Source organism: Mucilaginibacter sp. (genome assembly GCF_041660805.1).
Classification (GTDB): Bacteria; Bacteroidota; Bacteroidia; order Sphingobacteriales; family Sphingobacteriaceae; genus Mucilaginibacter.
In genome coordinates, this window is record NZ_JBAZVP010000003.1 from 171,241 (window position 1) to 195,713 (window position 24,473).

The 24,473-nt window shown below is 41.9% G+C and carries 19 protein-coding genes; 8 read left to right on the forward strand and 11 right to left on the reverse strand.

The genetic code is table 11. The annotated features are described in order from the left end of the window. Window positions 1–114 precede the first annotated feature (114 nt). A complete protein-coding gene (locus WC743_RS06115; RefSeq protein ID WP_373010971.1) occupies window positions 115–4,098 on the forward strand; it encodes a two-component regulator propeller domain-containing protein in 3,984 nt (1,327 codons plus the stop codon). Window positions 4,099–4,156: 58 nt separating this feature from the next. On the opposite strand, the gene WC743_RS06120 is transcribed toward WC743_RS06115, so the two are convergent. Then, a complete protein-coding gene (locus WC743_RS06120; protein WP_373010972.1) occupies window positions 4,157–5,995 on the reverse strand; it encodes an RICIN domain-containing protein in 1,839 nt (612 codons plus the stop codon). A gap of 711 nt (window positions 5,996–6,706) precedes the next feature. Here WC743_RS06120 and WC743_RS06125 point away from each other — a divergent pair. The 3 genes from WC743_RS06125 to WC743_RS06135 all read left to right on the forward strand — a co-directional run bounded on the left by WC743_RS06125 (window position 6,707) and on the right by WC743_RS06135 (window position 9,805). Then, a complete protein-coding gene (locus WC743_RS06125; RefSeq protein WP_373010973.1) occupies window positions 6,707–7,426 on the forward strand; it encodes a LytR/AlgR family response regulator transcription factor in 720 nt (239 codons plus the stop codon). A 159-nt stretch (window positions 7,427–7,585) separates the two neighbouring features. Next, a complete protein-coding gene (locus tag WC743_RS06130; RefSeq protein ID WP_373010974.1) occupies window positions 7,586–8,026 on the forward strand; it encodes a hypothetical protein in 441 nt (146 codons plus the stop codon). A 69-nt stretch (window positions 8,027–8,095) separates the two neighbouring features. Continuing rightward, on the forward strand, window positions 8,096–9,805 hold the full coding sequence (locus tag WC743_RS06135; protein WP_373010975.1) for a sensor histidine kinase: 1,710 nt from the start codon (window positions 8,096–8,098) through the stop codon (window positions 9,803–9,805). A 213-nt stretch (window positions 9,806–10,018) separates the two neighbouring features. Here the strand turns inward: WC743_RS06135 and WC743_RS06140 are convergent, their stop codons facing one another. Next, a complete protein-coding gene (locus tag WC743_RS06140; protein ID WP_373010976.1) occupies window positions 10,019–10,411 on the reverse strand; it encodes a response regulator transcription factor in 393 nt (130 codons plus the stop codon). 131 nt (window positions 10,412–10,542) lie between these two features. After that, complete coding sequence (locus WC743_RS06145; protein ID WP_373010977.1) at window positions 10,543–10,785, reverse strand: hypothetical protein; 243 nt, start codon at window positions 10,783–10,785, stop codon at window positions 10,543–10,545. Between the two features lie 541 nt (window positions 10,786–11,326). Between WC743_RS06145 and WC743_RS06150 the strand changes: the two genes are divergently transcribed. Next, window positions 11,327–13,060, forward strand: a complete 1,734-nt coding sequence (locus WC743_RS06150; protein ID WP_373010978.1) for an alpha-glucosidase — start codon at window positions 11,327–11,329, stop codon at window positions 13,058–13,060. Window positions 13,061–13,280: 220 nt separating this feature from the next. On the opposite strand, the gene WC743_RS06155 is transcribed toward WC743_RS06150, so the two are convergent. The 4 genes from WC743_RS06155 to mnmE form a co-directional block, all read right to left on the reverse strand. After that, window positions 13,281–14,090, reverse strand: coding sequence for a hypothetical protein (locus WC743_RS06155; protein WP_373010979.1), 810 nt, complete (start codon window positions 14,088–14,090; stop codon window positions 13,281–13,283). Continuing rightward, the gene (locus WC743_RS06160) at window positions 14,087–14,581 is read right to left on the reverse strand and encodes a phage integrase SAM-like domain-containing protein (RefSeq protein WP_373010980.1); all 495 of its coding nucleotides are present in this window, start codon (window positions 14,579–14,581) and stop codon (window positions 14,087–14,089) included. The genes WC743_RS06155 and WC743_RS06160 overlap by 4 nt, the downstream gene beginning before the upstream one ends. After that, window positions 14,582–15,139: a helix-turn-helix domain-containing protein gene (locus tag WC743_RS06165; protein ID WP_373010982.1), complete on the reverse strand. Its 558-nt coding sequence runs from the start codon at window positions 15,137–15,139 to the stop codon at window positions 14,582–14,584. 414 nt (window positions 15,140–15,553) lie between these two features. Beyond that, a complete protein-coding gene (gene mnmE, locus WC743_RS06170; protein WP_373010983.1) occupies window positions 15,554–16,918 on the reverse strand; it encodes a tRNA uridine-5-carboxymethylaminomethyl(34) synthesis GTPase MnmE in 1,365 nt (454 codons plus the stop codon). Between the two features lie 156 nt (window positions 16,919–17,074). Between mnmE and WC743_RS06175 the strand changes: the two genes are divergently transcribed. Beyond that, window positions 17,075–18,133, forward strand: coding sequence for a nucleoid-associated protein (locus WC743_RS06175; protein WP_373011206.1), 1,059 nt, complete (start codon window positions 17,075–17,077; stop codon window positions 18,131–18,133). 276 nt (window positions 18,134–18,409) lie between these two features. Here the strand turns inward: WC743_RS06175 and WC743_RS06180 are convergent, their stop codons facing one another. Continuing rightward, complete coding sequence (locus WC743_RS06180; protein ID WP_373010984.1) at window positions 18,410–18,778, reverse strand: hypothetical protein; 369 nt, start codon at window positions 18,776–18,778, stop codon at window positions 18,410–18,412. Between the two features lie 100 nt (window positions 18,779–18,878). Between WC743_RS06180 and WC743_RS06185 the strand changes: the two genes are divergently transcribed. Beyond that, window positions 18,879–19,781: an NAD(P)/FAD-dependent oxidoreductase gene (locus WC743_RS06185; protein ID WP_373010986.1), complete on the forward strand. Its 903-nt coding sequence runs from the start codon at window positions 18,879–18,881 to the stop codon at window positions 19,779–19,781. A gap of 10 nt (window positions 19,782–19,791) precedes the next feature. Here WC743_RS06185 and WC743_RS06190 read toward each other — a convergent pair whose 3' ends face one another. The 3 genes from WC743_RS06190 to proS form a co-directional block, all read right to left on the reverse strand. Continuing rightward, window positions 19,792–20,631 carry a TIGR02757 family protein gene (locus WC743_RS06190; protein ID WP_373010987.1) on the reverse strand — a complete coding sequence of 280 codons (840 nt, stop codon included), beginning with the start codon at window positions 20,629–20,631 and terminating at the stop codon, window positions 19,792–19,794. A 121-nt stretch (window positions 20,632–20,752) separates the two neighbouring features. Next, window positions 20,753–21,892, reverse strand: a complete 1,140-nt coding sequence (locus WC743_RS06195) for a cystathionine gamma-synthase (protein WP_373010988.1) — start codon at window positions 21,890–21,892, stop codon at window positions 20,753–20,755. Window positions 21,893–22,015: 123 nt separating this feature from the next. Next, window positions 22,016–23,488, reverse strand: a complete 1,473-nt coding sequence (gene proS / locus WC743_RS06200) for a proline--tRNA ligase (RefSeq protein ID WP_373010989.1) — start codon at window positions 23,486–23,488, stop codon at window positions 22,016–22,018. 107 nt (window positions 23,489–23,595) lie between these two features. On the opposite strand from proS, the gene WC743_RS06205 reads away from it, so the two are divergent. Beyond that, entirely contained in the window at window positions 23,596–24,471 is an 876-nt protein-coding gene (locus WC743_RS06205; protein WP_373010990.1) for a hypothetical protein, read from the forward strand. The last annotated feature ends 2 nt before the right edge of the window (window positions 24,472–24,473 follow it).

Consider the following 24,473-nt stretch of genomic DNA (forward strand, 5'->3'; position numbering starts at 1 on the left):
TGCGAATGAGAAAATATAGGTTGAAATATGTGGTTATATTTAAGCCCGGTTACCTGCCCCGCTAACTGAAGGAGAAATCCACGCGGGCAATGCACCTGATTAGTATAACCAATTTTGAAAAAACTATACCTGATATTACTTCTGTTTAATTTTGTGGCTGCCAGCGGACAGCAGGCATCGTACTATTTTAAAAACTATCAGGTGCAAAACGGGCTGTCCAGTAATACCATTACCTCCATTTTACAGGATAAAAAAGGCTTTATGTGGTTTGGCAGCCGCAACGGGCTTAACCGTTTTGATGGTAATGTATTTAAATTGTTCGGCAACAAACTGGGTGATAGCACCAGTATCGGGAGCAATTCAATTTTCAGTTTATACGAAGACCGCAGCGAGACACTTTGGGTGGGTACCTACAAAGGAATTTACCTGTTTAACCCGCTTGAGGAAAGCTTTACAGTCTTTAAACAGATACCTCCTGGGGAGGTAAGGTATATCGCAGGCGACCATCAGCATCATATCTGGATCATATCAAACCTTACACTTTACCGTTATGACGAACTGAGTAAGATCATCACTCCCTATCCGCTCAAAAACGACCAGTCCATCACCCTAAATATGGCCGCAGATGGCTCGGTCTGGACCGCTACCTCACAGGGTTTTATCAACCATTATAACGCCGCCGGCAGAAAGATAGCGGGCTACGAAATTTCAATGATCAATGGCGGGCGTAAGTTTTCCGCAATACAGGAAATCTACCCTGTTGGGGACACCTCGGTTATCGTAGGCACTATGAACCAGGTCGTTTTATATAACTACAAAGCCAACCGCCTGTTCAACATCTTTAAAGATCAAAAAACACAGGCTGACATTCACGTACACGTTGTTTTTCACCAGAGTGACGGTACTTATTGGCTTGGTACGGAAAGCGGATTGTATATATTTAACCTGGTAAACGGTAAAACCACCATCGTACAAAAACAATACAGCGACCCGTATTCCATTACCGATAATATCGTTTCAGCTATATATAAGGACCGTGAGGGCGGGACCTGGATTGGCACCTATTTTGGCGGGCTGAACTATTACTCGGGCCAGTACAACAACTTTAAAAAATATTTCCCGGAGCCTGGTATTAACAGCCTGAGCGGGAACATTGTTCACGAGATCACCAAAGACATGTATGGTAACTTGTGGATAGGTACAGAAGATGCCGGCCTGAACAAAATAGATCATAAAACGGGTTTAATTAAACATTTTTTACCTGGAAAGGAAGCTGGCGGTATATCTTACCGGAATATTCATGGCCTTGTTGCCGATGGCAACCAATTATGGATAGGCACCTATGAGCACGGACTGGATGTGATGGATCTGCGAACAGAAAAAGTGATTAAACATTACTCGTCCAATACCGATGATAAAAGCTTTCATGGTAATTTTATAGTTGCCCTGTACAAAACCCAGGGCGGTGATATTTTGGTAGGTACCTGGAATGGCTTGTTTAAATATAACAGGGCGACCGATAGCTTTAACTGGCTGCTCTTTTTTGGCGATCATATTCAATCTATCCATGAAGACAATGAAGGCACTTTATGGGTAAGCACCTATGGAAACGGGGTATATTATTATAATGAATCAAAAAACAAAAAAGGGCATATTTTTTACCAACCGGGCAATACCAACAGTATCCTGAATGATTATGTGAACGGTTTGTTTATAGATAGCCGCAAGCAGGTTTGGTTTTGCACCGAGGGCGGCCTGAGCCGCTATAATCCCAAAAACAAACAAATAACAAACTATACTAAAGAAAATGGCTTACCTGACAACCAGGTTTTCAGGATGCAAGAGGATGAAACAGGTAAATTATGGATCTCAACAGCTAAAGGACTGGCCAGGTTTGACCCGACAAGCAGCTCATTCAGTAACTATCATACCGTGAACGGTTTGCCGACCGAACAGTTTAACTATAATTCATCCTATCACGATACAAACGGTACCATGTATTTTGGCACCGTAAAGGGGATGGTGAGCTTTATACCAGCCAGATTTGTAAAGAACCCCTATGTGCCGCCCGTCTATATAACAGGATTGCAGGTTAACAATACCGAACTGGCAATAAACAAACAAGGTTCCCCACTGTCAAAATCTATTACTTACACGCAGGCCGTCACGCTTCCCTACAACAGTTCCAATATTAGTCTGGATGTGGCTGCTTTAAGTTATGTTATCCCGGAAATGAATGGTTACGCCTATAAAATGGATGGCATCGACAAAAACTGGATACAGTTTAAAAACAACAGGAAGATCTATTATACCAAATTACCGGCCGGCAATTACGTTTTTAACTTAAAAGGATCAAATAGCGAAGGTGTATGGAATGGTAAAATAGTGAAGTTAAATATCAGGATATTACCCCCCTTTTATGCCACATTCTGGGCTTATACACTTTACCTGATCATTGTAGCCAGCGTGATAACTACCATTGTAAGATATTACCACTTAGCCGTTAGCGAGAAAAACAAAAGGCGTATTGAAACTATTGAAATTAATACCGAACGGGAGATCTATAATGCCAAGATAGAGTTTTTTACCAATGTGGCCCACGAGATACGAACGCCGCTTACTCTGATAAAGATGCCTTTAGATAAACTGATAAACAGCCACTTCGATAACCCCGAAACCAATGAAAACCTTGCTATGATCAATAAAAACGCTAACCGCCTGATAGGGCTCACCAATCAGCTGCTTGATTTCAGGAAAGCTGAGGCCAATAAGTTCAGCCTGAATTTTTCAAAAACAGATATTAACGAGTTACTGAACGAGGTCTATGCCACCTTTAAACCGGCAGCCGAATTAAAAAACCTCACCTATAAGCTGGACTTGCCTCGTATAACCCTGCACGCTTATGTTGACCATGAGGCTTTAAAAAAGATATTGAGCAATTTGTTTAATAATGCTATTAAATACGCGGCTCAAACTGCCGCGATTAAGCTGTTACCATTCAGTAGCGAGGATGAGCTATTCAGGATAGAGGTTCGCAACGATGGTTTCCTGATCCCTGTTGATCTGCAGGAAAAAGTATTTGAACCTTTTTACAGGATAAAAGAGACTGAAAAAGAAGCTGGAACGGGTATTGGTTTGCCATTGGCGCGGTCATTAACATTATTACACAAAGGCGTATTGGAGCTAAAACCATCCATTAACGCGCAGAATATTTTCCTGCTTTCGCTGCCAATGCATCAGGAAACAGAAATAGACCTGACCGAAAAGGAAGATTTAGTATTAAAAGAAACCAATACGCCCGCTAGCAATGATACTGATACAAATAAACCCTATATATTATTAGTTGAGGATAACAGAGAGATATTAAATTATTTAACAAAAGAATTAGTTGCCACATATTACATACTTAAAGCCCATAACGGCCAAGAGGCGCTTGATGTGCTGCAAAAAGAAAATGTGCAGATAGTAATCAGTGATATTATGATGCCGGTAATGGATGGTATTGAGCTTTGCAGAAAAATGAAAAGCGATTTGCAATACAGTCACATACCCATTATTTTACTTACGGCAAAAAACTCACTTAACTCCAAAATTGAAGGCCTGGAGGTTGGTGCCGATGCTTATATTGAAAAACCATTTGCCTTTGAACATTTGCTGGCTCAAATGAACAATTTGCTGATGAACCGCAATATGATGAAGGAGTACTTTGCACGGTCTCCCCTGACCCACATTAAAGGAATAGCGGTATCCAAGGCTGATAAGGATTTTCTTGACCGCCTGAACAAGATCATTTACGACCATATTACGGATATGGATTTGGATGTTGATCAGCTGTCGGGCATGATGAACATGAGCCGCCCTACATTGTACCGCAAGATCAAGGGCATATCCGACATGACGCCTAATGAACTGATCAATCTGTCCCGTCTTAAAAAAGGCGCAGAATTGCTCGCTGAAGGCGACCACAAGATCAACGAGGTTGCCAATATGATCGGTTATACATTGCCTACTAATTTTTCACGCGACTTTCAAAGACAGTTTGGAGTAAGCCCTTCTGTTTATGTTTATAATCTTAAAGGAGATCAAAAACAGATATAAAAGTCAGGGCCGCCAGATGGCAGCCCTGAGCTGAGCAAAATTAATGTTTTGTTATCTTTTATAACTTTGTTACCAGCCACTGCTGGTTTGTGCCGCCGGTATAAGTAAATTGTTTAACCACTCCTCCATTAACTGTCGACGCGCCATAAACATCCAGCACTTTGCCGCTGTTAAGGTTCACAATTTTATAATAGCCGCCTCCAACGGTTACAAGGATCCATTTCTGACTGTTGACACCTGATGCTGTCCACTGATGAATCTGCACATCATCAGCAACAGATTGCTGGTATACATCCATATTCTTATTGCTATTGGTATTGCTTAACGTAAAATAGCCGCTGCCTGTACTGGCAAGTTTCCATTTCTGGCTGGGTATTCCTGAATAATCCCACTGATGTACGATTGCCCCGTCTGCTATTGACTGCTGATAAATATCAAGCGCTTTACCGCTGTTACGATTAGTTATCCGGTATATACCACCCGATATGATTTCAGGTATTACCTTTAAAATAACACAACCATGTGCCGGGACGCTTATCGTGTAGGAGTCCATGCTTCCCAGGTCAGTATGCTGCCACATATCCCTTACTTTTGCATATCCGGTAATCCCGAGGTCAGTTGAAAAATTTATGGTACGGTTCTGAGCGACGTCTTCCCGGTTAAACAGGCCTACCACCCAGTCTCCGTTTGTCATTTGACCCTTCCATACCTGGCTCAGCGCGTTCGTTGGATCATTATTCAGGGGCTTACCGACAAACCCGTCCTGGTTTAAGGCCAGTAACTCTGTATTTTGATAGATCCATAAACTCCCGCCAATGCTGTTATATTGGTCGGCCACAGATACCGGACCGCCGGCAATAAGGTTTAACGAGACTGCTGTTTTTCGTTCATCATCGTTAGCAAACTTATTAAGCCTGATAAAGTCTCCATCGAGCACCAGTTTCCCCCTGCCCGACAGTTTTGACCAATAGGTATATCCGTCAAACGCATTGTCATATTGGGACCAAACGTCTACAGTCCTGGTCCCGCGATTGAGATTATTGAAGCGGCCCCATGCGGCATCAAATCCGGTGTCGTCATTGATCCGGATCATTCGTCCATATTTATTTTCCAGCTCCCCCTCATTTTTCAGATTAGGCATGACCAGGCTTAGGAATATTCCATTGGAATCGCATGCCTGACGCATCCAGCTCAGCGCTTTATCATAATCAGCTTTCGGCCTTGAGGGACCAACTGTTCCCAGGTTCTGATCCTGGCCTGTTTCATACCATGACAAAAAATCGACCCTCAAAAACTTCACCCCCATATCGGCATAATACTGGATATAGCCCTTTACATATTGTTCAGCTCCCGGATTGTTAACCTGTACCCAGGTAAACCATGTCGCGTTTTCTGCCGGATTTATTATACTGGATAAGGGAATTTGAGTGCCTTTAATTTTTACGCCGGCATCGGCCGCGGCTTTGTTTACCCAAAGCGGATTGTTATACATTCCCAGTGTCATGCCATGTTGCTGAATATACGTTGACCAGTAGGCGTAATCATGTGTCCATTGGCTGGCATGTTTGGTTCGGTACCCATTAACATTATAGGATGCATCATCTCCCCAGCCGTCAATGCAGATCATCTTATACCCGTATGATTTCAGATTTTGGTCTACCCAGTTAATATTGGCCTGCCACTCTGCTTCAGGAATATATCCGTCGTGTACAATGTTATACTCATATGGGTTCCAGTAAAGGGGCGCCTTAGTTGATACGGTTACCGCATTAACTGCACGGGCTCTGCCGACATCGGCATCCGCAAGAAGCCTGTCAGCTTTTGATACAACATTCTTTTTGCAGGAAAAAACAATGGCACACAGCGCCATTAATAAGAAAAATAGCCTTTTCATCATAATTACTTGGTTAACAATATATAATTGGTTAATTAATTGCACTTTGGGCAGTGCAAAACAAATTACGGTGCTAATATTTTAACAGAATAATCATTGAATATCAATATGTTATCAAATCGTATCAATTGAAGCATTACATATTTTCCAAATGCCTCAAAACTTCTGTTTTTATGCTCTTAAAGGGTCTTTTTATTAAAATGCCAATAACATCTGCATAAACAAAGAGCCAACAAGGTGATGGAAGCGTTTTGGGTTATCACCAATAAAAACTTTGGTGCCGAAATAAACGCTGTATACAAGAGCAGCAATAAAATTTCTAATTTTTCGGGTTGATGTACCTAACTATATTTTTTTAAAAAGCATTTGGAATTTCAAATACTTAGTGTTAACTTTACACTAAGTAAATAAAAAATTCTTCTCATAATTTAGGTTTATAATTGGTTAGTAAAAGCTCCTGCCCATCAGGAGCTTTACTTATATAAGCATATTATGAGTGTACGGCTAATTGTGCCCATATATTGAAGACCCTGTGAGCATCATAATACATCATTGGAATGGTTTCATTTAAGCAGTCAACATCGTTATTCATCACAGTCGTTTTCCCCCTCCAGCGGAATAACGCCATTTTTAATACCATAAATAACAAGCTTGGAACCGACAATCAGTATGCTTACTTCGGTAAGCGTAACCCTGACACCTCATTAATGCGATATGATTACTAAACTCAACTGTATAATTATAGACGATGATCCAGACATAAGTGCCATCGTGAGTGATTTTGTTAGCGAAACCCCGTTTCTCCATCTTGTATCGACTTATAATAATCCCGCTGAAGCAATAGATATATTGAGTCATTCGGACATTAACCTGATTATACTTGATATTAATCTTCCCGGAATAGACGGGATGACCTTTGCAAAGACCCTTTATGAGCGTTCCCGTCGGGCTATGCCAAGGATAATCTTTATCAGCGGTTCCGGTGATCATGCTTTAGATGGATATAAGGTAGACGCCATTGATTACCTTTTGAAACCTTTCACTTATGAAAGCTTTTTCAAGGCTGCTGTTAAAGCCAAAATGCATACCTCGTCATTAGGTCAAAAAAACGATGCAGATGACCATATTTTTATCAAAGTCAAGGATGAACTGATTCGCGTATCGTTAAATGAGATACTGTATGTTGAGAGCCTGAAAGATTACATCAAAGTTTTCACTAAAGACGGGGAAATGACCATTGCGCTATCAACCATGAAAGCAATGGAAGAAAGACTGCCCCAGGATTGTTTTATGCGTATCCACCGGTCGTTTATTGTAGCCCTGGATAAGATAGATGCCATTCAGCACTACACCGTAAAAATTGGCAAGACGACCATACCTGTTACCGAACAATATCGCCAGCAGTTTAAAGAACACTTTAAGCTTTGGGTTTAGTTATTTCAAATCCTATAATTTTCCAGCGATTGCCGCTTGGTTTCCATCGAACCAGCAGAGCTTTATGTCGAACGAGTTTTTATTTGCTCAAGTCCTCGCCTTTCTTTGAATCGTTTTTTAACCAAGCGGCTAACAACCGCTCATTAATTAAGGATTATAATGAAAAGAATTTTATTTTTTGTAATTTTTGCCTGTGTATATTCGTTCGCCAAAGCATCGGCGCCAATTGATTCAGTAAAAAAGGATACAGCAAAAACCAACAGGCAGGTAAGGAAATTGAACGAAAAACTGGTCGACTTACAAACCGAGCTTACCAAGATACAGAATCGTATTCCAGATGAACAGGCTGTAGTAGAGCAAACCGCGTCAAGTTCCAATAACGCGCAGGAAAAAAGCCGTAAAAACGCGGCAGCAGCAGTAGGGGGCGATGCCGGTGATACCCGTAAAGCTGCGAAAGCAGCGCGAAAAGCCGCCAGCGAAACCAGCGATGCAGAGGATGCGAGCCATAAATTGGAAAAGGATCAGGAGAAAGTAAAGAGCATTAATCGTGAAATTGAAAAAATCCAGGGAAAGATCAATAAGCTCCAGCAGGATAGCTAAAGATATCTTCACCATTAGAAGAACTGGGGCCTTGCTTTCCGTATTTATATACCGACAGTAAATCGCCTCATGATCAATCAACAACAACCCGGAGGTTTTACCGGAATTATCAGAAAACTATTTATTATTTTCCTGCTGTTTACCTTCGTCGTGACAGCAGGATCATTTATATTACGCCATACGATCAATACTAAGCTTGAGCGGCTTAGCAGCCAGCTTAGGCAATCATCACAGCAAGCGGAGTTAAGTCGGTTGCTTGTTGATTTAAATTTAACTGAAAACAGCTTTCAGCAGGCCAGTTCAAATGGCCATGCAGGTGACCTGGAGGCGTATAAACAGCACCTTAAATCTATTTTTGGACAGATGACGGCTATCAGTCAACATTACCGGGCCGATAGTAACAGTTATTTGCCTGAAAGTAAACGGCAAATTGCCCTTGGGTTGCAACAAAAGCTGGCTATATCACAACAGCTTTTTGACCTGCATAAAAGGTTTGATTCACTCCTTAATATCACTACACCAGGTTCAATCAACGCTAGGTTACCTGCTAGGGAATTGCCGGCACGTGGCAGGTTGAGAACTGATACTGTGGTTTCCACCCGCGAGGAAATTGCTAAAAACAGCCTGTTAAAAAGGTTAAAGGATGCGCTGAACAAAAAAAACGCTGTGAAGGTATTGACCATACGTCAGCACAATACAGGTGCGACCAGGGCTGATGCCCGACAGAACGACAGCAAGCTGTTAAAGCAGTTGGGAAAACAATATGGCCGTCTTTCACAATCTAACCAGGAATTGATTTTGGCAAACTTAAACCTGCTTACCGAGTTGCGCCAGGTAATACAGCAATTACAGGACATAGAACAACTAGCTTTCGAAAAAAGCAGGGAACAGGTACTTGCGCAGTACCAATCAACCACGCGCGATTTGAATACCTATACTGGCGTCGCCTCTGCGCTCGTATTGGTATTTATCATTTCGCTGTTCGTATACATACGTAAAGCATCCGGTGCGGAACGGCGCTACAAAGTTGAGAATGCCCGAGCGGTGAGGCTGGCCGGTCAGAAATCTGAAATACTGGCTATTATGAGCCATGAAATCCGTAATAAATTAATGGCGATAAATGGGGCTGTTTCCACACTGAAAAAGACAGCCCTGCTGCCGGAACAAGAGAAGAAAATAGCTTCTATTAATCTTGCGTCGTCGCTGTTGCTTGAAACCGTAAATAACGTGCTCGACGTTAGTAAATTAGAGCAGCAGCCCGCAGAGCTGGCCGTAAATCATTTTTCTCCGCTTGAAGCCATGACCGATTCAGTGGATGCGATGCGTTTTATGGCCGAAAATAAAGGGGTTGAGCTTAACCTCAAGACTAACGGTATGGTCGGGGGCGCTCTGGTAACGGGCGATGGCTTCAGGCTGAAACAAGTCCTCATTAATTTGCTGAGCAACGCCATTAAATATACGAATAAAGGCCAGGTGGATTTGACCGGAGACCTGACCGAAAGAGATGACAAACTTTGGTTGAGCGTAGAAGTGAAAGATACCGGAGCCGGCATCCCTAAAAACCGGCAGGCGCGGCTATTTACGCAATATTACCAGGCAGGCGGCCAAAAGTCAGGCACCGGCCTGGGTTTATATCTTTGCAGGCAGTTGATACTACTTCAGGGTGGTGAGATTAACCTGACGAGTGAAGCAGGACAAGGTTGTACGGTTTGCTTTTCAATACCTTATGACAAACAGGGGATTGTGGAGGACGGCCATCCCGATCCAACAGACGAGTAGCCCTTTAACAAAGGCACTGGGATATCTATTGATGTATTTAAGCAATGAACCAAAATTTTCCCGAATGCTGATATTTTTATATTGAATGTGTCAGGTTCCAAAAATAAACGTTAGCACCTCCCCCCACGATAGGTATAGGTTGGATCTGTTGAAATAAAATTGGTTTTGACGTCCGCCAATAATTGATATCCATGACTTTCCATTAAAAGATATTTACAGGGTCAGTTCCTTATTTATCTTTTTCCGTTTATATCCTGACAATTGTTTCCTGACTCCCTGGTAAAGCTGATCCAGATCGAAAGGTTTTTTAAGATAATCATCAAAGCCCAGTTCTCTGTAGTGTACGTCTATGTGGTTATCACAGCTTAGTGCGATGACCGGCAAACGTGGAAAATGCACTTTGACTTTCTTACAGATCTCCTTATCGGATTGATTACCGAGCCGGCAATCCAGCAAGACGAGCTTTGGATGGTGCTGCCTGATCATGTTCAGGATGTTTTCGCTTTGATCAGCCGGGCTGCAAACCCCGAATCCTTCCATTTGTAATGCGGCGCTGATCACATCTAATGTGGCAGCATCGTTTTCTTGTACCATGATCGTTTCCATAGGCTTTATTTTTTATCAATAAACAATAGAAACCCCGGTAGAAATAGCGTTGGCGCTGGTTGAATAAATATATATAATTGAACGCTGTCTCTATCTCGTTAGTATATAATTTACCTTAAAGAATCAGTGTCTTAACGGGGGTTAAACCTGATATCCGCCAGATAAGGTGCCAGCTCACTTAGGGCATTAAAAGCCCTTAAGCGAAGTATCTTATTGGTATGCACATTATAGAATACTTCAGCGTAAAAGTTATCCAGGCTATATAACCTGATGATCAAGCCATTCTCCTCGCGGTCAGCCAGGAAGATACCCTTCCATACAGCTTCGGCCTGTTCGGGGCCGTTAAGCGCATTAAATTCATCCAATGTCAGCATACAGCTAATTTAACGAATAAGCACAGAAAAGAGTTGTCAAACATTCCTTTCATCTGTTATTATTAAATAAAACGGAGAAATCATGCCTTGGTATAATTAAAATGGAGACTATCCGGTTATAAAAACCAACCGAAAGAGTTGCGTAAAAGGCAGCCGGGCTTGCCCATGATGTGCTAAAATCATGGCGAAAATGCTATCGTAAATTATGTATGAATTTTTGAACTTGTCAAATAAGCTGTAGTTTGGGAAAACGCGTTTATTGGTTCATTTTCTTATCTGTTTAAAAACGAAGCAGGAATGCGTGTGAGGACAGAAACAGATTATTTATAAATAATAAAGAGAGTACGACAAAAAATATTCCGGCAGCATTGATTAATCAAGTCAAAAATACATTGTTATCCCTGAACGCGAATCTTTGATTTCTGCGGAGCATTCAATGCTTCCTGTTTGCCGGTTCAATAAATTATTGATAATTTAATACTTCCTTTTAACAGGCCTTAAAAGCAGTTATTTATTCCTTACATAGCTATAATGATCCGTTATGAACAAACCACTTTTTCTTTTAATTATAAGCCTTATTATCTTTATTGCTGCCGGCACTATTGGTTATGCACAAAACGTTACGGACAAAGACAGCATAAACCGTAAATGGTGGAAAGAGGCTGTGGTGTACCAGGTTTATCCGCGAAGCTTTAAAGATAATAATGGGGATGGCATTGGCGACCTGAAAGGAATAACATCTAAACTCGACTATATTAAAAGCCTGGGCGTGGATGTGGTTTGGCTTAATCCTATTTACAGTTCGCCTAATGATGATAACGGATATGATGTAAGTGATTACCGGAACATTATGAAGGATTTTGGTACCATGGCCGATTTTGATGCCTTGCTGAAAGGTATGCATGCACGCGGGATTAAATTGGTTTTGGATCTGGTGGTGAACCACAGCAGCGATGAACACGAGTGGTTTAAGCAAAGCCGTAGTTCACGCGATAACCCCTATCGCGAATATTATCATTGGTGTAATGCTGAAAAAGGCACACCACCTTATCGTTATAGCTTGTTTGATGTAAACCACGATGCCTGGCGCTATGATTCGCTCTCGAATGCTTATTACCTGCACTACTTTTCGCGTAAACAGCCGGATTTGAATTGGGAAAATCCCAAACTTAGAAATGAGGTATATGGGATTATGAAGTTTTGGGGCGATAAGGGAATAGATGGATTCAGGCTCGATGCATTCCAGTTTGCAGCCAAGGATACCACTTTTCCCGCTTTCCCCCGGGGATTTGAAAAAAACTTTACCCAATACTACGCCATGCAGGGTAATTTGCATGGTTACCTGCAGGAAATGAACCGGGAAGTATTGAGTAAGTATAATGTTATGAGTGTTGCCGAAGGCGCGGGCAACTCCTTTGAGGATGCGCATAATTTAGTTGATGCCGACCGGAATGAATTAAATATGGCCTATGCTTTTGAAGGCGTCGACATTGCTAAGCCTGAGGGTTACAGCATTACCCATTTTAAACAGGTATTCACTAAATGGGATAGCGCTTTTGCTGCAAAGGGCTGGCTTTCTGTTTTTCTGGCTAATCATGATCAGGCCAGGCTGGTAAGCAGGTTCGGCAACGATAACCCAAAGTTTAGAGAGCTGTCATCAAAAATGCTTACCACTTTTTTGATGACAATGCGCGGCACACCGTACTGTTATAACGGTGATGAATTGGGTATGACCAACGCTGGTTTCACTACCATTGATGATTACCGCGATGTGCAAACGCTTAATGAATATCAGCGGCAAAAAAACATCGGCGCTGATTTGCAAAAATATTTACAAAGAATTGGTTTTGAAAGCCGGGATAATGGTCGTACGCCTTTTCAGTGGAACGGGAGCACGAACGCAGGTTTTACAACAGGTATGCCCTGGATAAAAGTAAACCCAAATTACAAAACCATTAATGTAGCAGCGCAGGAAAAAGACGCAGGCAGCGCTTTAAATTATTTCAGGCGTATGGTAAAGCTGCGTAAGGATAACCTGTTGCTGGTTTACGGAAAATACATTTTGCTTGACGCGCAAAATCCAGATACCTATGCCTATACACGCGAGCTAAACGGGAAGAAACTACTTGTGTTATTAAACTTTAGGGATAAACCTGCACAAACGCAAACCGGTATCGATATCAGCAATGCTAATGTTTTAATAGGTAATTATGAACATCCATCAAAAAATGGCACGTTATTGCCTTATGAGGCCATTGTGTATGAGTTAAAATAACAGGGTAAACCGATGATTTTATCGTACTGCCTGCAAAATTTGCAATGCCAAGGCTTTGTACCTATCCGCGGGCCGCTCCAATCGGTTTCGTCACTGTTTAGTATTCGCAGCGTTTTAACAGACCATGTTCATACCAGCCTTCTTGAACTCTGGGGTATTACCAGACTTTGCCCGTGTTTACGTAATCTTTCAGGTTGGCTTTCACGTTATTCCTTCAGACTTAATAGGCAGCAGCTACGTTCTTTTCAAAAACATCAAACCTGGTATTTATATCACGGGTGATACTTTGTTTTAAAGCCTCATTTTTTATAAAGCTGTATTTAATGCTGTTAAGCACAAATTGTTTTATATCCGTGTATGAGATAAATTTATACCGCCTCGCTAATAAAACGTATTGGCGTACCATGTTTATACGCAAAATGCCCGCATCATCAGTGCTGATGACGATCGGTACTTTAAAGTTATAATATAACGATATCGGGTGCGCATCGTCCCTTACATTCAAGATAAAATCGTTGCTGCTAAGGTTTATTTCGATGGCTATATTTTTATCGTGCATGTAACTCAGCAATTGATAGCTATTGGTTTCATAAGCCATATCAACCCCGTGGCCTATCCTGGCTGCACCTGCCGTGTGAATGGCCCCGTTTATATGGAACGTGAGGTCCTCCGGTTTAACAAGTCCCAAGGTAAGTTCACCGGCATGCATACTATATCTCACTTTTGGAAAAAGAGAATGAAAGTACCTGAACATTCGCATCTGAAGCTGATAGTCGGCCATAGCGACAGCGCCATTCTCGGGCGATAAAATATTCACACCCACCACCAGACTATCCCTGTCTGCAGCATAAAAGGCTTGTAACAATTGCTGAAAAACATCTGCCGGTTCTGAATTTCGATTACAGTAAGTTAAATAGCGTAAGGTAAAACTACTGTCATCCAGGTGTAGCCGATGATGATAACTCTCGACCGAATCACAAAAGGCATTGGCATTACGGTAAATATTTTTCTTTTCAAATTCGCCTTTCATAGCTTTAAAAAGGGGACTAAGCTTATCGGGCGTCCTCGCCGGCTGATACCGGGTCCGCTTAGCATAAAATTCTTGTAGTCTTCGCAAAGAAATTCATCAAGATCATTAAAGATCTGATCATGACCCGCGAAAGCCACGAAGTATCGGTACGACATCGCATTATTGTCGCAATCCGAACTTGTTTTTGTGGCGATGAACTGCTTGAAATAGTCAATAAAACTTGCAGACCTGTCCCTATCCGAAACAAAACCATATTTCCTGTTTTGAATGTCAAGCAGCCGGTTGGCACGCAGGTTTTCAACCAAAGCCAGCGTCTCGCTGTTATGCCTCCGCTCAAGACTATTTGCAGGCTTATCATAAATAATTAAGTCCAAAAATTCATACCGCTGAGGTTTTCCTGTTTTTGGGCTTCTTAACGGAGGCGAATAATCAAGAAAAATCGAATGCCGCCCTTTTGTAAGCGGCTTTTTACGGATGTGTACTTTAGCCATTTAAAGCTTAGGATTAAATATCCTGTCCAGATCAACTTTGGCGACATAGGTATACCAACCATCCTGAAACTTGAACAGGTTACTTCGTTTAATGATATCGAACAGCGCCTTCTCCGAAATATTAAAGATCTTTTGCGCTTCACCCATATTATAGCATTCCGATATCGGTGGAGGTTTGAACTCCTTCAGTTGAACTACCGGTGGCAGCTCAAATAACTTGTCGATATCCTTGCGGTAGACAAGTGTTTTTCTTTTCGACAAGTTGATCGCATTAAGCTTACCAATATTTATAAGATAATAGATCATCTTATCGGAGGCTTTAAGCAATTTCGCAGCAGAACTTACATTGAGGAACTCTCCAGAGCTCGGGTCCGGATTCTTCTCTTCAATGACTTTTTTTACGGCCTGATCCATTTCGGCCATATTCGCTTCCCGTTTGCGCTGCACACCGTATCGTTTTGCGCAGAGTTTGCCGCAAAATTTCGTCACAGTAGTTTTAGCGACAAAAACGTTCCCGCATTGAATACATATCCTATTTACTGTAAAATTCGAACTCATGTCAATTTCAATTAAATCTGCGGTACCGAATTTTTGGCAAAGCAATTCCAGGACGATAATTTCGCCACTTTTAAAACATTAATAATCAGATTATTATCTCCTTATGGCGAAATAACCGGGGTCATAACAACCGATGATTGGGGTAATTAATCATCTGTCGTTATTTCTCCACTTATGGGGTCAATTAAGCGTATATAAGGCGCAATAAGCGTAAATAAGGATATATAAGCTACTTAATTTCTCCCAATTCTTGACGACTCATAACTTTTTTATTTTGAGTACCAAGATAGAACCAAATATAGGAAATACATTGCCAATTATCCAAGAATTTGGACAAGTGAATTCAATATAACTTATTAACAATGAGTTATTTACTTGTCGGTAGTTGTCGATATTTTGGGTTTTCTGAAGGGGCTACTTACCGATACAGAATTTACTAAAGATATTCTCCAGCAAATCATCGGTTGTAACTGCACCTGTTATTTCGCCCAGGTAATGCAGGGCTTGTTTAATATCCATTGAAAGGAAATCGGATGTTACACTATCAATTCCGTTAAGTACCCTTATAAGGGCTTCTTCAGTTTTTTGCAAAGCTTCCAGGTGGCGTATATTGGTTACCAATGTTTCGTGGCCGGTTAACTGATCTTTTACAGCTGCGTTGTAAATTTTAAACTTTAATTCTTCAATGTGCAGCTTTTCTTTAGCAGAAATGATGATCGCACTTTCAGTATGTGGTAATGCGGATAGCTGTTCAGCATTTAATAAATCGGCTTTGTTTGCTACAACCAACATAGTTATGCCGGGCTTTTGCAAGCTTTCCAGATCGCTATTCAGGTCTGCAACGGTTATTTGCTCCGCATCAAAAATATATAACAACAGGGCAGATTGACTTATTTTTTCCATAGTTCGCTGCACCCCTATCTGCTCAATGGCATCAGTTGCCTCACGTATCCCGGCGGTATCTATCAGTCTAAAATTAATGCCTTTTATGTTCAACACTTCTTCAATGGTGTCTCTTGTGGTACCCGGTATATGGCTCACAATAGCACGTTCTTCGTTCAGCAAAGCATTTAACAAGGTTGATTTGCCTGCATTTGGCCTACCGGCAATAACGGTGTTAACACCGTTTTTTATAGCATTGCCTAACTCGAACGATTGAATTAAGCTGCCTATTATTTTAGTTATCTGATGTATCAGCTTCTTCAATTGATCGCGATTAGCAAATTCTACATCTTCTTCAGCAAAATCAAGTTCCAATTCTATCAATGAAGCAAACTGCACCAACTGATCCCGCAACTGTTGTAACTGATTGCTAAAACCACCACGTAACTGCTGCAAGGCCACTTGTTGTGATGCCTTAGAGTTAGAAGCGATAAGGTCTGCTACAGCTTCGGCCTGTGAAAGATCAAGTTGCCCGTTTAAAAAGGCCCTTAGCGTAAATTCGCCCGGTTTAGCGGCGCGTGCGCCATTTTTTATGAATAATTTAATGATAGACTCAATAATATAATTGGATCCATGACAAGAAATCTCTACTACATTCTCGCGGGTATAAGAACGTGGTGCCACAAATAACGATGCTACAACCTCGTCCAGTACCAAATCACCATCTACAATGCTACCGTAATGCAAAGTATGCGATGCCTGTTCGGACAGATTCTTTCCCTTGAAAACTTTATTGGCAATAGTAATAGCATCCGGACCCGAAAGCCTGATAACTCCTATTGCCCCCGCACCGTTAGGTGTAGCAAGCGCTACAATGGTTTCTTCTGTGTTTGTCATTATTCATTGGTTCATTAGGTTATTGCCTAACGCACCGGTGCAAAAATCGTTATTTAAGCCCAATCTTCCTAAGTCATATTCTCGTCAGCCAACGTTGAAAAATAATGACCCAATGATTTTAATGACTCCATGACATTTGCCTACCTTCGCCACACTATGGTAACTTTTTTTGAAGCTTCGCTCGATACTATTTCTGTGCACCACGTTGGTAACCAATCTCAGGATGAAATGTATTCTTTGTCGGGTCAGCCGCTTGAGCTGAAGGATGACATTATCCCTACCCTGCTGATGCAATATTTTTTAAAGCCATTTGAAAAAGCTAACGAGATTTATCATCTTACCCATAGCAGCGGCGACCTGGTCCTTAACGAGTTGCATAATTTTAGCACAAAGGTATTTGAGAATAAAGAGCAATTTCATGAAGCGTCAGAACAGATTGCCAAACACCTTTTTAAAGTAAGTACCCACCCCAACATTAAAGGCGGCGAATTATATGTGGTTTATTTTAATAAGGTACAAATTGAGGGTAACCCGTTGGATGCTATTGGCATTTTCAAATCAGAAAATAAAGAAACATACCTAAAAGTATATCCCGATCAGGGTGGCTTCGCGGTAGATTATGAGCAGGATGCCATTAACATCAATAAATTGGACAAAGGTGTTTTGATCTTTAATATTGAGAAGGAAAATGGTTACAAGGTAGTAGTTATTGATAAAGTAACCGGTGGCCAGGATGCCGCTGTTTATTGGAAAGATGAGTTTTTACAATTGAAGATCCGTAACGATAGTTTTAATCAAACCAGCAATACACTGGGTATCTATAAAAACTTTGTTACCCAAAAGCTTGATGATAAGTTTGAAATGAGCAAGGCTGATAAAATTGATCTGCTGAACCGTTCCATGAAGTACTTTAAAGAAAAAGAAACATTTGATATTGACGAATTCAGCGAAGAAGTGATTAGCAACCCCGAGGCGATAGCATCATTCAAAACATTTAAAAGCCAGTACGAAGAAGAGTATGACAGCCCCATTGCCGATACATTTGAGATCTCTGGCAATGCTGTTAAAAAACAGGCACGTGTTTACAAAAGCGTTTTAAAGTTGGATAAGAACTTCCACATTTATATACATGGTGATAATAAACTGATTGAAAAAGGCTTTGATGACGATAAATCGATGAACTATTATAAGGTTTATTTTAAGGAGGAGGCGTAAGACATTTATGACAGGTGCTCAAATTTTATTATTAGTGTCACTATCTGCCCATTTACTTGTAGCGTCATGGGCCATTTTCAAAACTTTTAAAGCAACGGCTTTTACCAAAAACCAAAAGCAACTCAATATCTGTCTTATTTTATTGCTCCCCTTTATTTGGTCGATATTTATTTATTTTATCTTAAAAAAAGAGCCCAACTACTTCGATAAAAGAAAACATATAACAAATGATAATTTGGAAAGTGCAGGTCAAATAATTACCCTCCCATCAGATCATCACTTCTCCTCGTAAGCCATTCGCATAAAACTAAGCACTTCCTCATTTACATCATCACAATTCAACATTCTAAAATGGTGGTTAAACTGGTGGGCATCACCCGGCACTTGTGCTATCTTCTGGAAGCAAAGATTATCCGGGTACTCCTGTTTAAACGGAAATACTACGTGAATAAAGTTCCTGCCCAATTGAGTGATCCAGGCAATACGTTTGTGCGAATTAGCTACCCCTATCATGGTTTTGGCCGGATGAAGGCTTACATCACCAACAGTTTTAAACTGCGCCACAAAATGATTGAACAACAGTAAGGTATGTTCAGATTTACCTGTTAAAAAGGATGATAACTCGTGTTCTTCTGCAGGTGTCATGTTAATTTGTTCGACTTAAATTTATCAAAGTAATCTCATATTTCAAATTAACAAATGCAACAATGTTGCATAATTGATTTCCTTCATTACATTTGCCGGTATGAAAGCAAACTATGATGTAATAATAATTGGCGGCAGCTATGCCGGATTGTCGGCAGCTATGAGTTTAGGCCGGGCCTTAAAAGATATTTTGATCATTGACAGTGGCAAACCTTGTAACAGGCAAACTCCAAATGCCCATAATTTAATAACACATGATGGTGATACGCCTGCAAGCATTAAGGAACATGCTTTAAAGCAAGTGCTACAGTATCCCTCCGTTACTTTCAAAAACGGATCGGCCATAAAAGCCTCTAAACAAACAGATCTGTTTACTATTCAAACTGAAAGCGGTGAAACCTACACTGCCAAAAAACTGCTATTTGCTACAGGTATTGTTGATATAATGCCCGATATCCCCGGGTTTGCCGATTGCTGGGGCATCACCGTTGTACATTGCCCTTACTGTCATGGTTATGAGATACACAGCCAACCTACAGGCATTATAGCAAATGGCGATATGGCCTTTGAGTACGCCAGGTTAATTAACAACTGGACTAAAAACCTTACCCTATTTACCAATGGTACATCGCAGCTGAGTGAAGAGCAATATCAAAAGCTCCAGGAACATCAAATTACTATAAACGATAAATCGATATCCAGCTTAAACCATAGTGACGGCGTTTTAAAGCATGTTGAATTTGCAGATGGATCTATTCAAAATGTAAAAGCCATATACTCGCGCCCTTCAATAAAACAGCATAGTGATCTGCCAGAATTATTAGGCTGCGAATTAACAGACATGGGTTTTATAAAGGTAGATGGATTTCAGGCGACTACTATTGACGGCGTTTTTGCGGCGGGAGATAATGCAACCATGTTTAGGTCATTAGCCATTGCAATAGCCGACGGTAACAAAGCCGGAGCAGTGATTGATAAGCAATTGATACAGGAACGTTTTTAAATGGGTAAGATCAATCAATAAAGTTCGGCAATATTCCCTCAATACCCCAACGTTCTTCTATCCCTAATCCAAACAGGGCGAAATCGTATTTTACAGGATCAAGCGGGTCTAATTCTTTCAGGCAGTTGGTAAGTTCTATCGCTGTTTGCCAGTCGGTTTGTTTGCGGGTGATGAGTTTAAGCTTGCGGGCCACGCGATCAACATGCAGGTCGCATGGGCAGATCAGATCGGCAGGTTTTAGATTGTTCCAGATCCCAAAATCAACGCCTGCATTATCTTTTCGTACCATCCAACGGAGAAACATGTTCAGCCGTTTGCAAGTTGATTTTTGCGATGGAGAGGATACATGTTTTTTGGTACGATGCGGAAAATCTGGCAGGGAGAAGAAATAAGAACGGAAATGATTAAGTGCGGCCTCAACCCCCCAGCCCCCTAAAGGGGGAGTTTTTTGAAAATCCTGTTCCCCCTTCAGGGGGTTAGGGGGTATAAAAGCAGATTCTAAAGTATCGTATTGCTCATAATGCTTCCTGAAAAATGATATAAAGTACAGCGTATCAGTATCATTAAATGTGCGGTGCTTAAAATGCAGCAGCTTTTTCAGATCGGGTTCCTCGTGATTAATAATAAAGTCGTAGGGTGCACCATCCATCAGGGTGATGAGTTCCTTACACTTATTTATGATGGTAACCCTTTGCCCCCATGCCAGTGTAGCTGCCCAAAATCCCATTATCTCGATGTCCTGTTTTTTTGTGAACATGTGCGGAATGCTCACCGGGTCGTTCGCAATAAATTCGGGGCGATTGTATTGGGCCACTTTCTGGTCGAGAAAGGACTTGAGGTTATCGTTCATGGTATCTCAAAGCGTCATTGCGAGGTACGAAGCAATCTCAGAACTTCGCATAGCGGACTATGCCTATCGGGAGATTGCTTCGTACCTCGCAATGACGCTCGGTTATTGTTATGCACTTAGCTTAAGCCAGCGCTTGTTTCAAATCGTCCAACAGATCTTCAATATCCTCTACCCCTACGCTCAGGCGCAGCAAATTATCAACCACACCGGCTTTTTCACGCTCAGCTTTTGGAATAGAGCCATGCGTCATACTTACAGGGTGGTTAATTAGTGATTCCACACCACCTAGTGATTCGGCCAGTGAAAATACTTTAAAAGATGAAGCGATTCGGTAGGTTTCCTGCAGATCGGCACCTTTTAACACAATGGAGATCATACCGCCAAAATCGCGCATTTGCTTTTTGGCAACCTCATGGTTTGGCGAATCTGTGAATCCGGGCCAGTATATTTTTTCAACTTTAGGGTGATCTTTTAAAAATTCAGCAACTTGCCTGCCATTCTCGCAATGCGCTTTCATGCGCAGGTGCAGCGTTTTAATACCACGCAACACCAGGAAACTATCCATTGGGCCCGGGGTAGCGCCGCAGGCGTTGTAAATAAACCAAAGCCTTTTGTAAAGCTCTTCATCATTCAGCATCAAAGCACCCATTACCACATCACTATGGCCGCCAATGTATTTGGTAACCGAATGCATAACTACATCGGCACCCATATCTATTGGGTTTTGCAGGTATGGCGAAGCAAAGGTATTATCAACCACAAACAATAAATTATTAGCCTTGCTGATCTTACCAACAGCCGCAATATCTACCACTTGCATTGTTGGGTTGGTTGGTGTTTCAATCCATATCAGCTTGGTTTTATCGTTAACATATTCGTTAATGATATCAGGGTTACTCAGATCCAAAAAATGGAACTTGATGCCATAGTTAGCATATATTTTGGTAAAAATTCGGTATGATCCTCCGTAAAGGTCGTTGCCGGTAATTACCTCATCGCCTGGCGCAAGCAGTTTCATAACTGCATCTGTTGCACCCATACCGCTTGAAAAAGCCAGTCCGTATTTTGCGTTCTCCAACGCTGCCAAACAATCTTCAAGCGCTTTGCGGGTTGGGTTTGTACCACGCGAGTACTCATACCCCTTGTTATCGCCCGGCGATTTTTGCCAGTAAGTTGATGTCTGGTATATCGGCGTCATGATAGCGCCGGTAGTTGGATCGGGCTCCTGCCCTGCGTGTATTGCTTTTGTTGCGAATTTCATACCCCCTACCCCCCTGAAGGGGGAATTTTGGTTTTGCGATGCCCAGCAACTCGCCGGCATCCGGTTAAATAATATGTTAGTTCCCCTGCTAATAAAAAGCTCCCCCTTCAGGGGGCTGGGGGGTTAATATGCTCTTGCAAACAGTACCCTCTGGGTTGACGGTTTACCCGTCAAAATGCATTTGCCTTCTTCCTGTTTATTGTTCAAAGGTATACAACGTATTGTAGCCTTAGTTTCATCTTTTATTATTTGTTCGGTTTCTGACGTGCCATCCCAGTGCGCCGATAAAAATCCCGGCTGTTCATCAAGCATGCGTTTAAACTCGTCATAAGTATCTACTTCTACCGTATTTTCCTCGCGGAAAGCTGCTGCTTTTGTGTAAATATTTGTTTGGATCTCTTCTAACAAAGCTTCAATATGCGCGGCAAGTCCTTCCTGATTAACCGTTTCTTTGGTCTTGGTATCACGGCGGGCCAGTTCAACCGTTCCATTTTGCATATCGCGGCTGCCAATTGCAACCCGCAAAGGCACCCCTTTAAGTTCATATTCGGCAAACTTTGCGCCGGGCCGGTGGGTATCGCGTTTATCAAACTTAACGGTGATATCTTTTGAGCGCAGCTCTTTTGAAAGGGCGTTTACAAAAGTGGTAATATTCTCCAGTTCTTCGTCGTGTTTGTAAATTGGTACAATAACAACCTGTATAGGGGCCAGTTTTGGTGGCAATACCAGGCCGGCATCATCAGAGTGGGCCATTATAAGCGCGCCAATTAAGCGCGTTGATACACCCCATGAGGTTGCCCAAACAAAATCCTGAACGTTCTCTTTATTGGTAAATTTCACATCGAAAGCCTTGGCGAAATTCTGCCCTAAAAAGTGAGATGTACCTGCCTGCAAAGCCTTACCATCCTGCATCAAAGCCTCAATGCAATAGGTATCCAGCGCGCCGGCAAAGCGCTCGTTAGGCGTTTTACGGCCTTTTACAACCGGTAATGCCATCCAGTTTTCGGCAAAATCGGCGTAAATATCCAGCATTTGTTCAGTTTCTGCTATAGCTTCTGCTGATGTTGCATGAGCGGTATGGCCTTCCTGCCATAAAAATTCACTCGTACGTAAAAATAAACGGGTGCGCATTTCCCAGCGCATTACGTTGGCCCATTGGTTAACCAAAATAGGCAAATCGCGGTAAGATTGGATCCACCCGCGGTAGGTGTTCCAGATGATGGTTTCTGATGTTGGGCGAATAATTAATTCTTCCTCTAATTTTGCATCCTCATCCACAACAATATTACCGCTTCCATCGTTCTTAAGCCTATAGTGCGTTACAACGGCACATTCTTTAGCGAAACCTTCCACATGGCTGGCTTCTTTTGAGAAAAAGGATTTTGGTATTAACAACGGAAAATAAGCATTGCTGTGCCCGGTTTCTTTAAACATTTTATCAAGCACGGCCTGTATCTTCTCCCATATAGAGTAACCATACGGTTTAATGATCATACATCCCCTCACCGGCGAATATTCCGCAAGATCAGATTTAATTATTAAGTCGTTAAACCATTGCGAGTAATCTTCGTCTTTACTTATAACACCTTTGCTCATATACTTTATTTTGGAATAGAATTTGACTTTATATAAATACTTAGTAACCGCCAAATTTATAAATTTATACGTTTATTTGAACCTTGAACTTTTACACCGTACAAAAAATGAAAAGGAACCTTATTAAAGGAATTATATTGATCAGCGCGGTAGTGCTGAGTTCCTGCTCCGTCAACAAACTCTCATCGAACAAAAACAGCGATGATGTATATTTTTCAAACGCTACTGCGGGCGAACAACCAGAATATGCAGTTCAACAAAAACCTGTATACCGCCAGGAGGCGGATGACCAATACAGCGACGATGACGACTATTATTACTATGATGATTATGCATCACGTATAAACCGTTTTAGTTATTATTCTCCTTTTGGATATTATGATTATGCTTACAGCCCATATGTTTATGGCGGTGGCTATGGCTACGCGCCCTTTGGTTATGGATTAGGCTTTGGTTACGGTGGCTTTGGTTACGGTGGTTTAGGTTACGGTTTTGGCGGCTATTACGGCTTTGGTGGTTTTGGTTACGGTGTAGGTTATGGATACGGTTACGGCTATTCGCCTTACTCTTACTGGGGTATAGGTTATGGTGGCGGTGGCTACTGGGGCCCGGTATCAGCTAATAACTCTTATGGCCCTCGCCCTAACAGGGGTAATGGCAGTCCGGGTAGTTCAATTGGCGTTCCACGTACATCTTACGGTGGTGGCAGGGCTGCCAGTGTAGGCAGTACCGGTTATTATTCAGGAAGGCCAAACAGAGTGGGCAGCGGTGGTTCATCTGTTGGCAGGCCGGGCAATTATGGTTCAACAGGCAGTGCACGCCCTGCACGTACCGTACGTGAAGACAGGCCACAGGTTGACAGGCCAAGACCAAATATTGAACGTGCACCACAACCTTCTTATTCACCTCCATCAAACAGTGGCGGCGGTGGCGGCGGCTCAAGCAGCGGCGGCGGTGGTGGCGGCAGACCAGTAAGACCTTAATT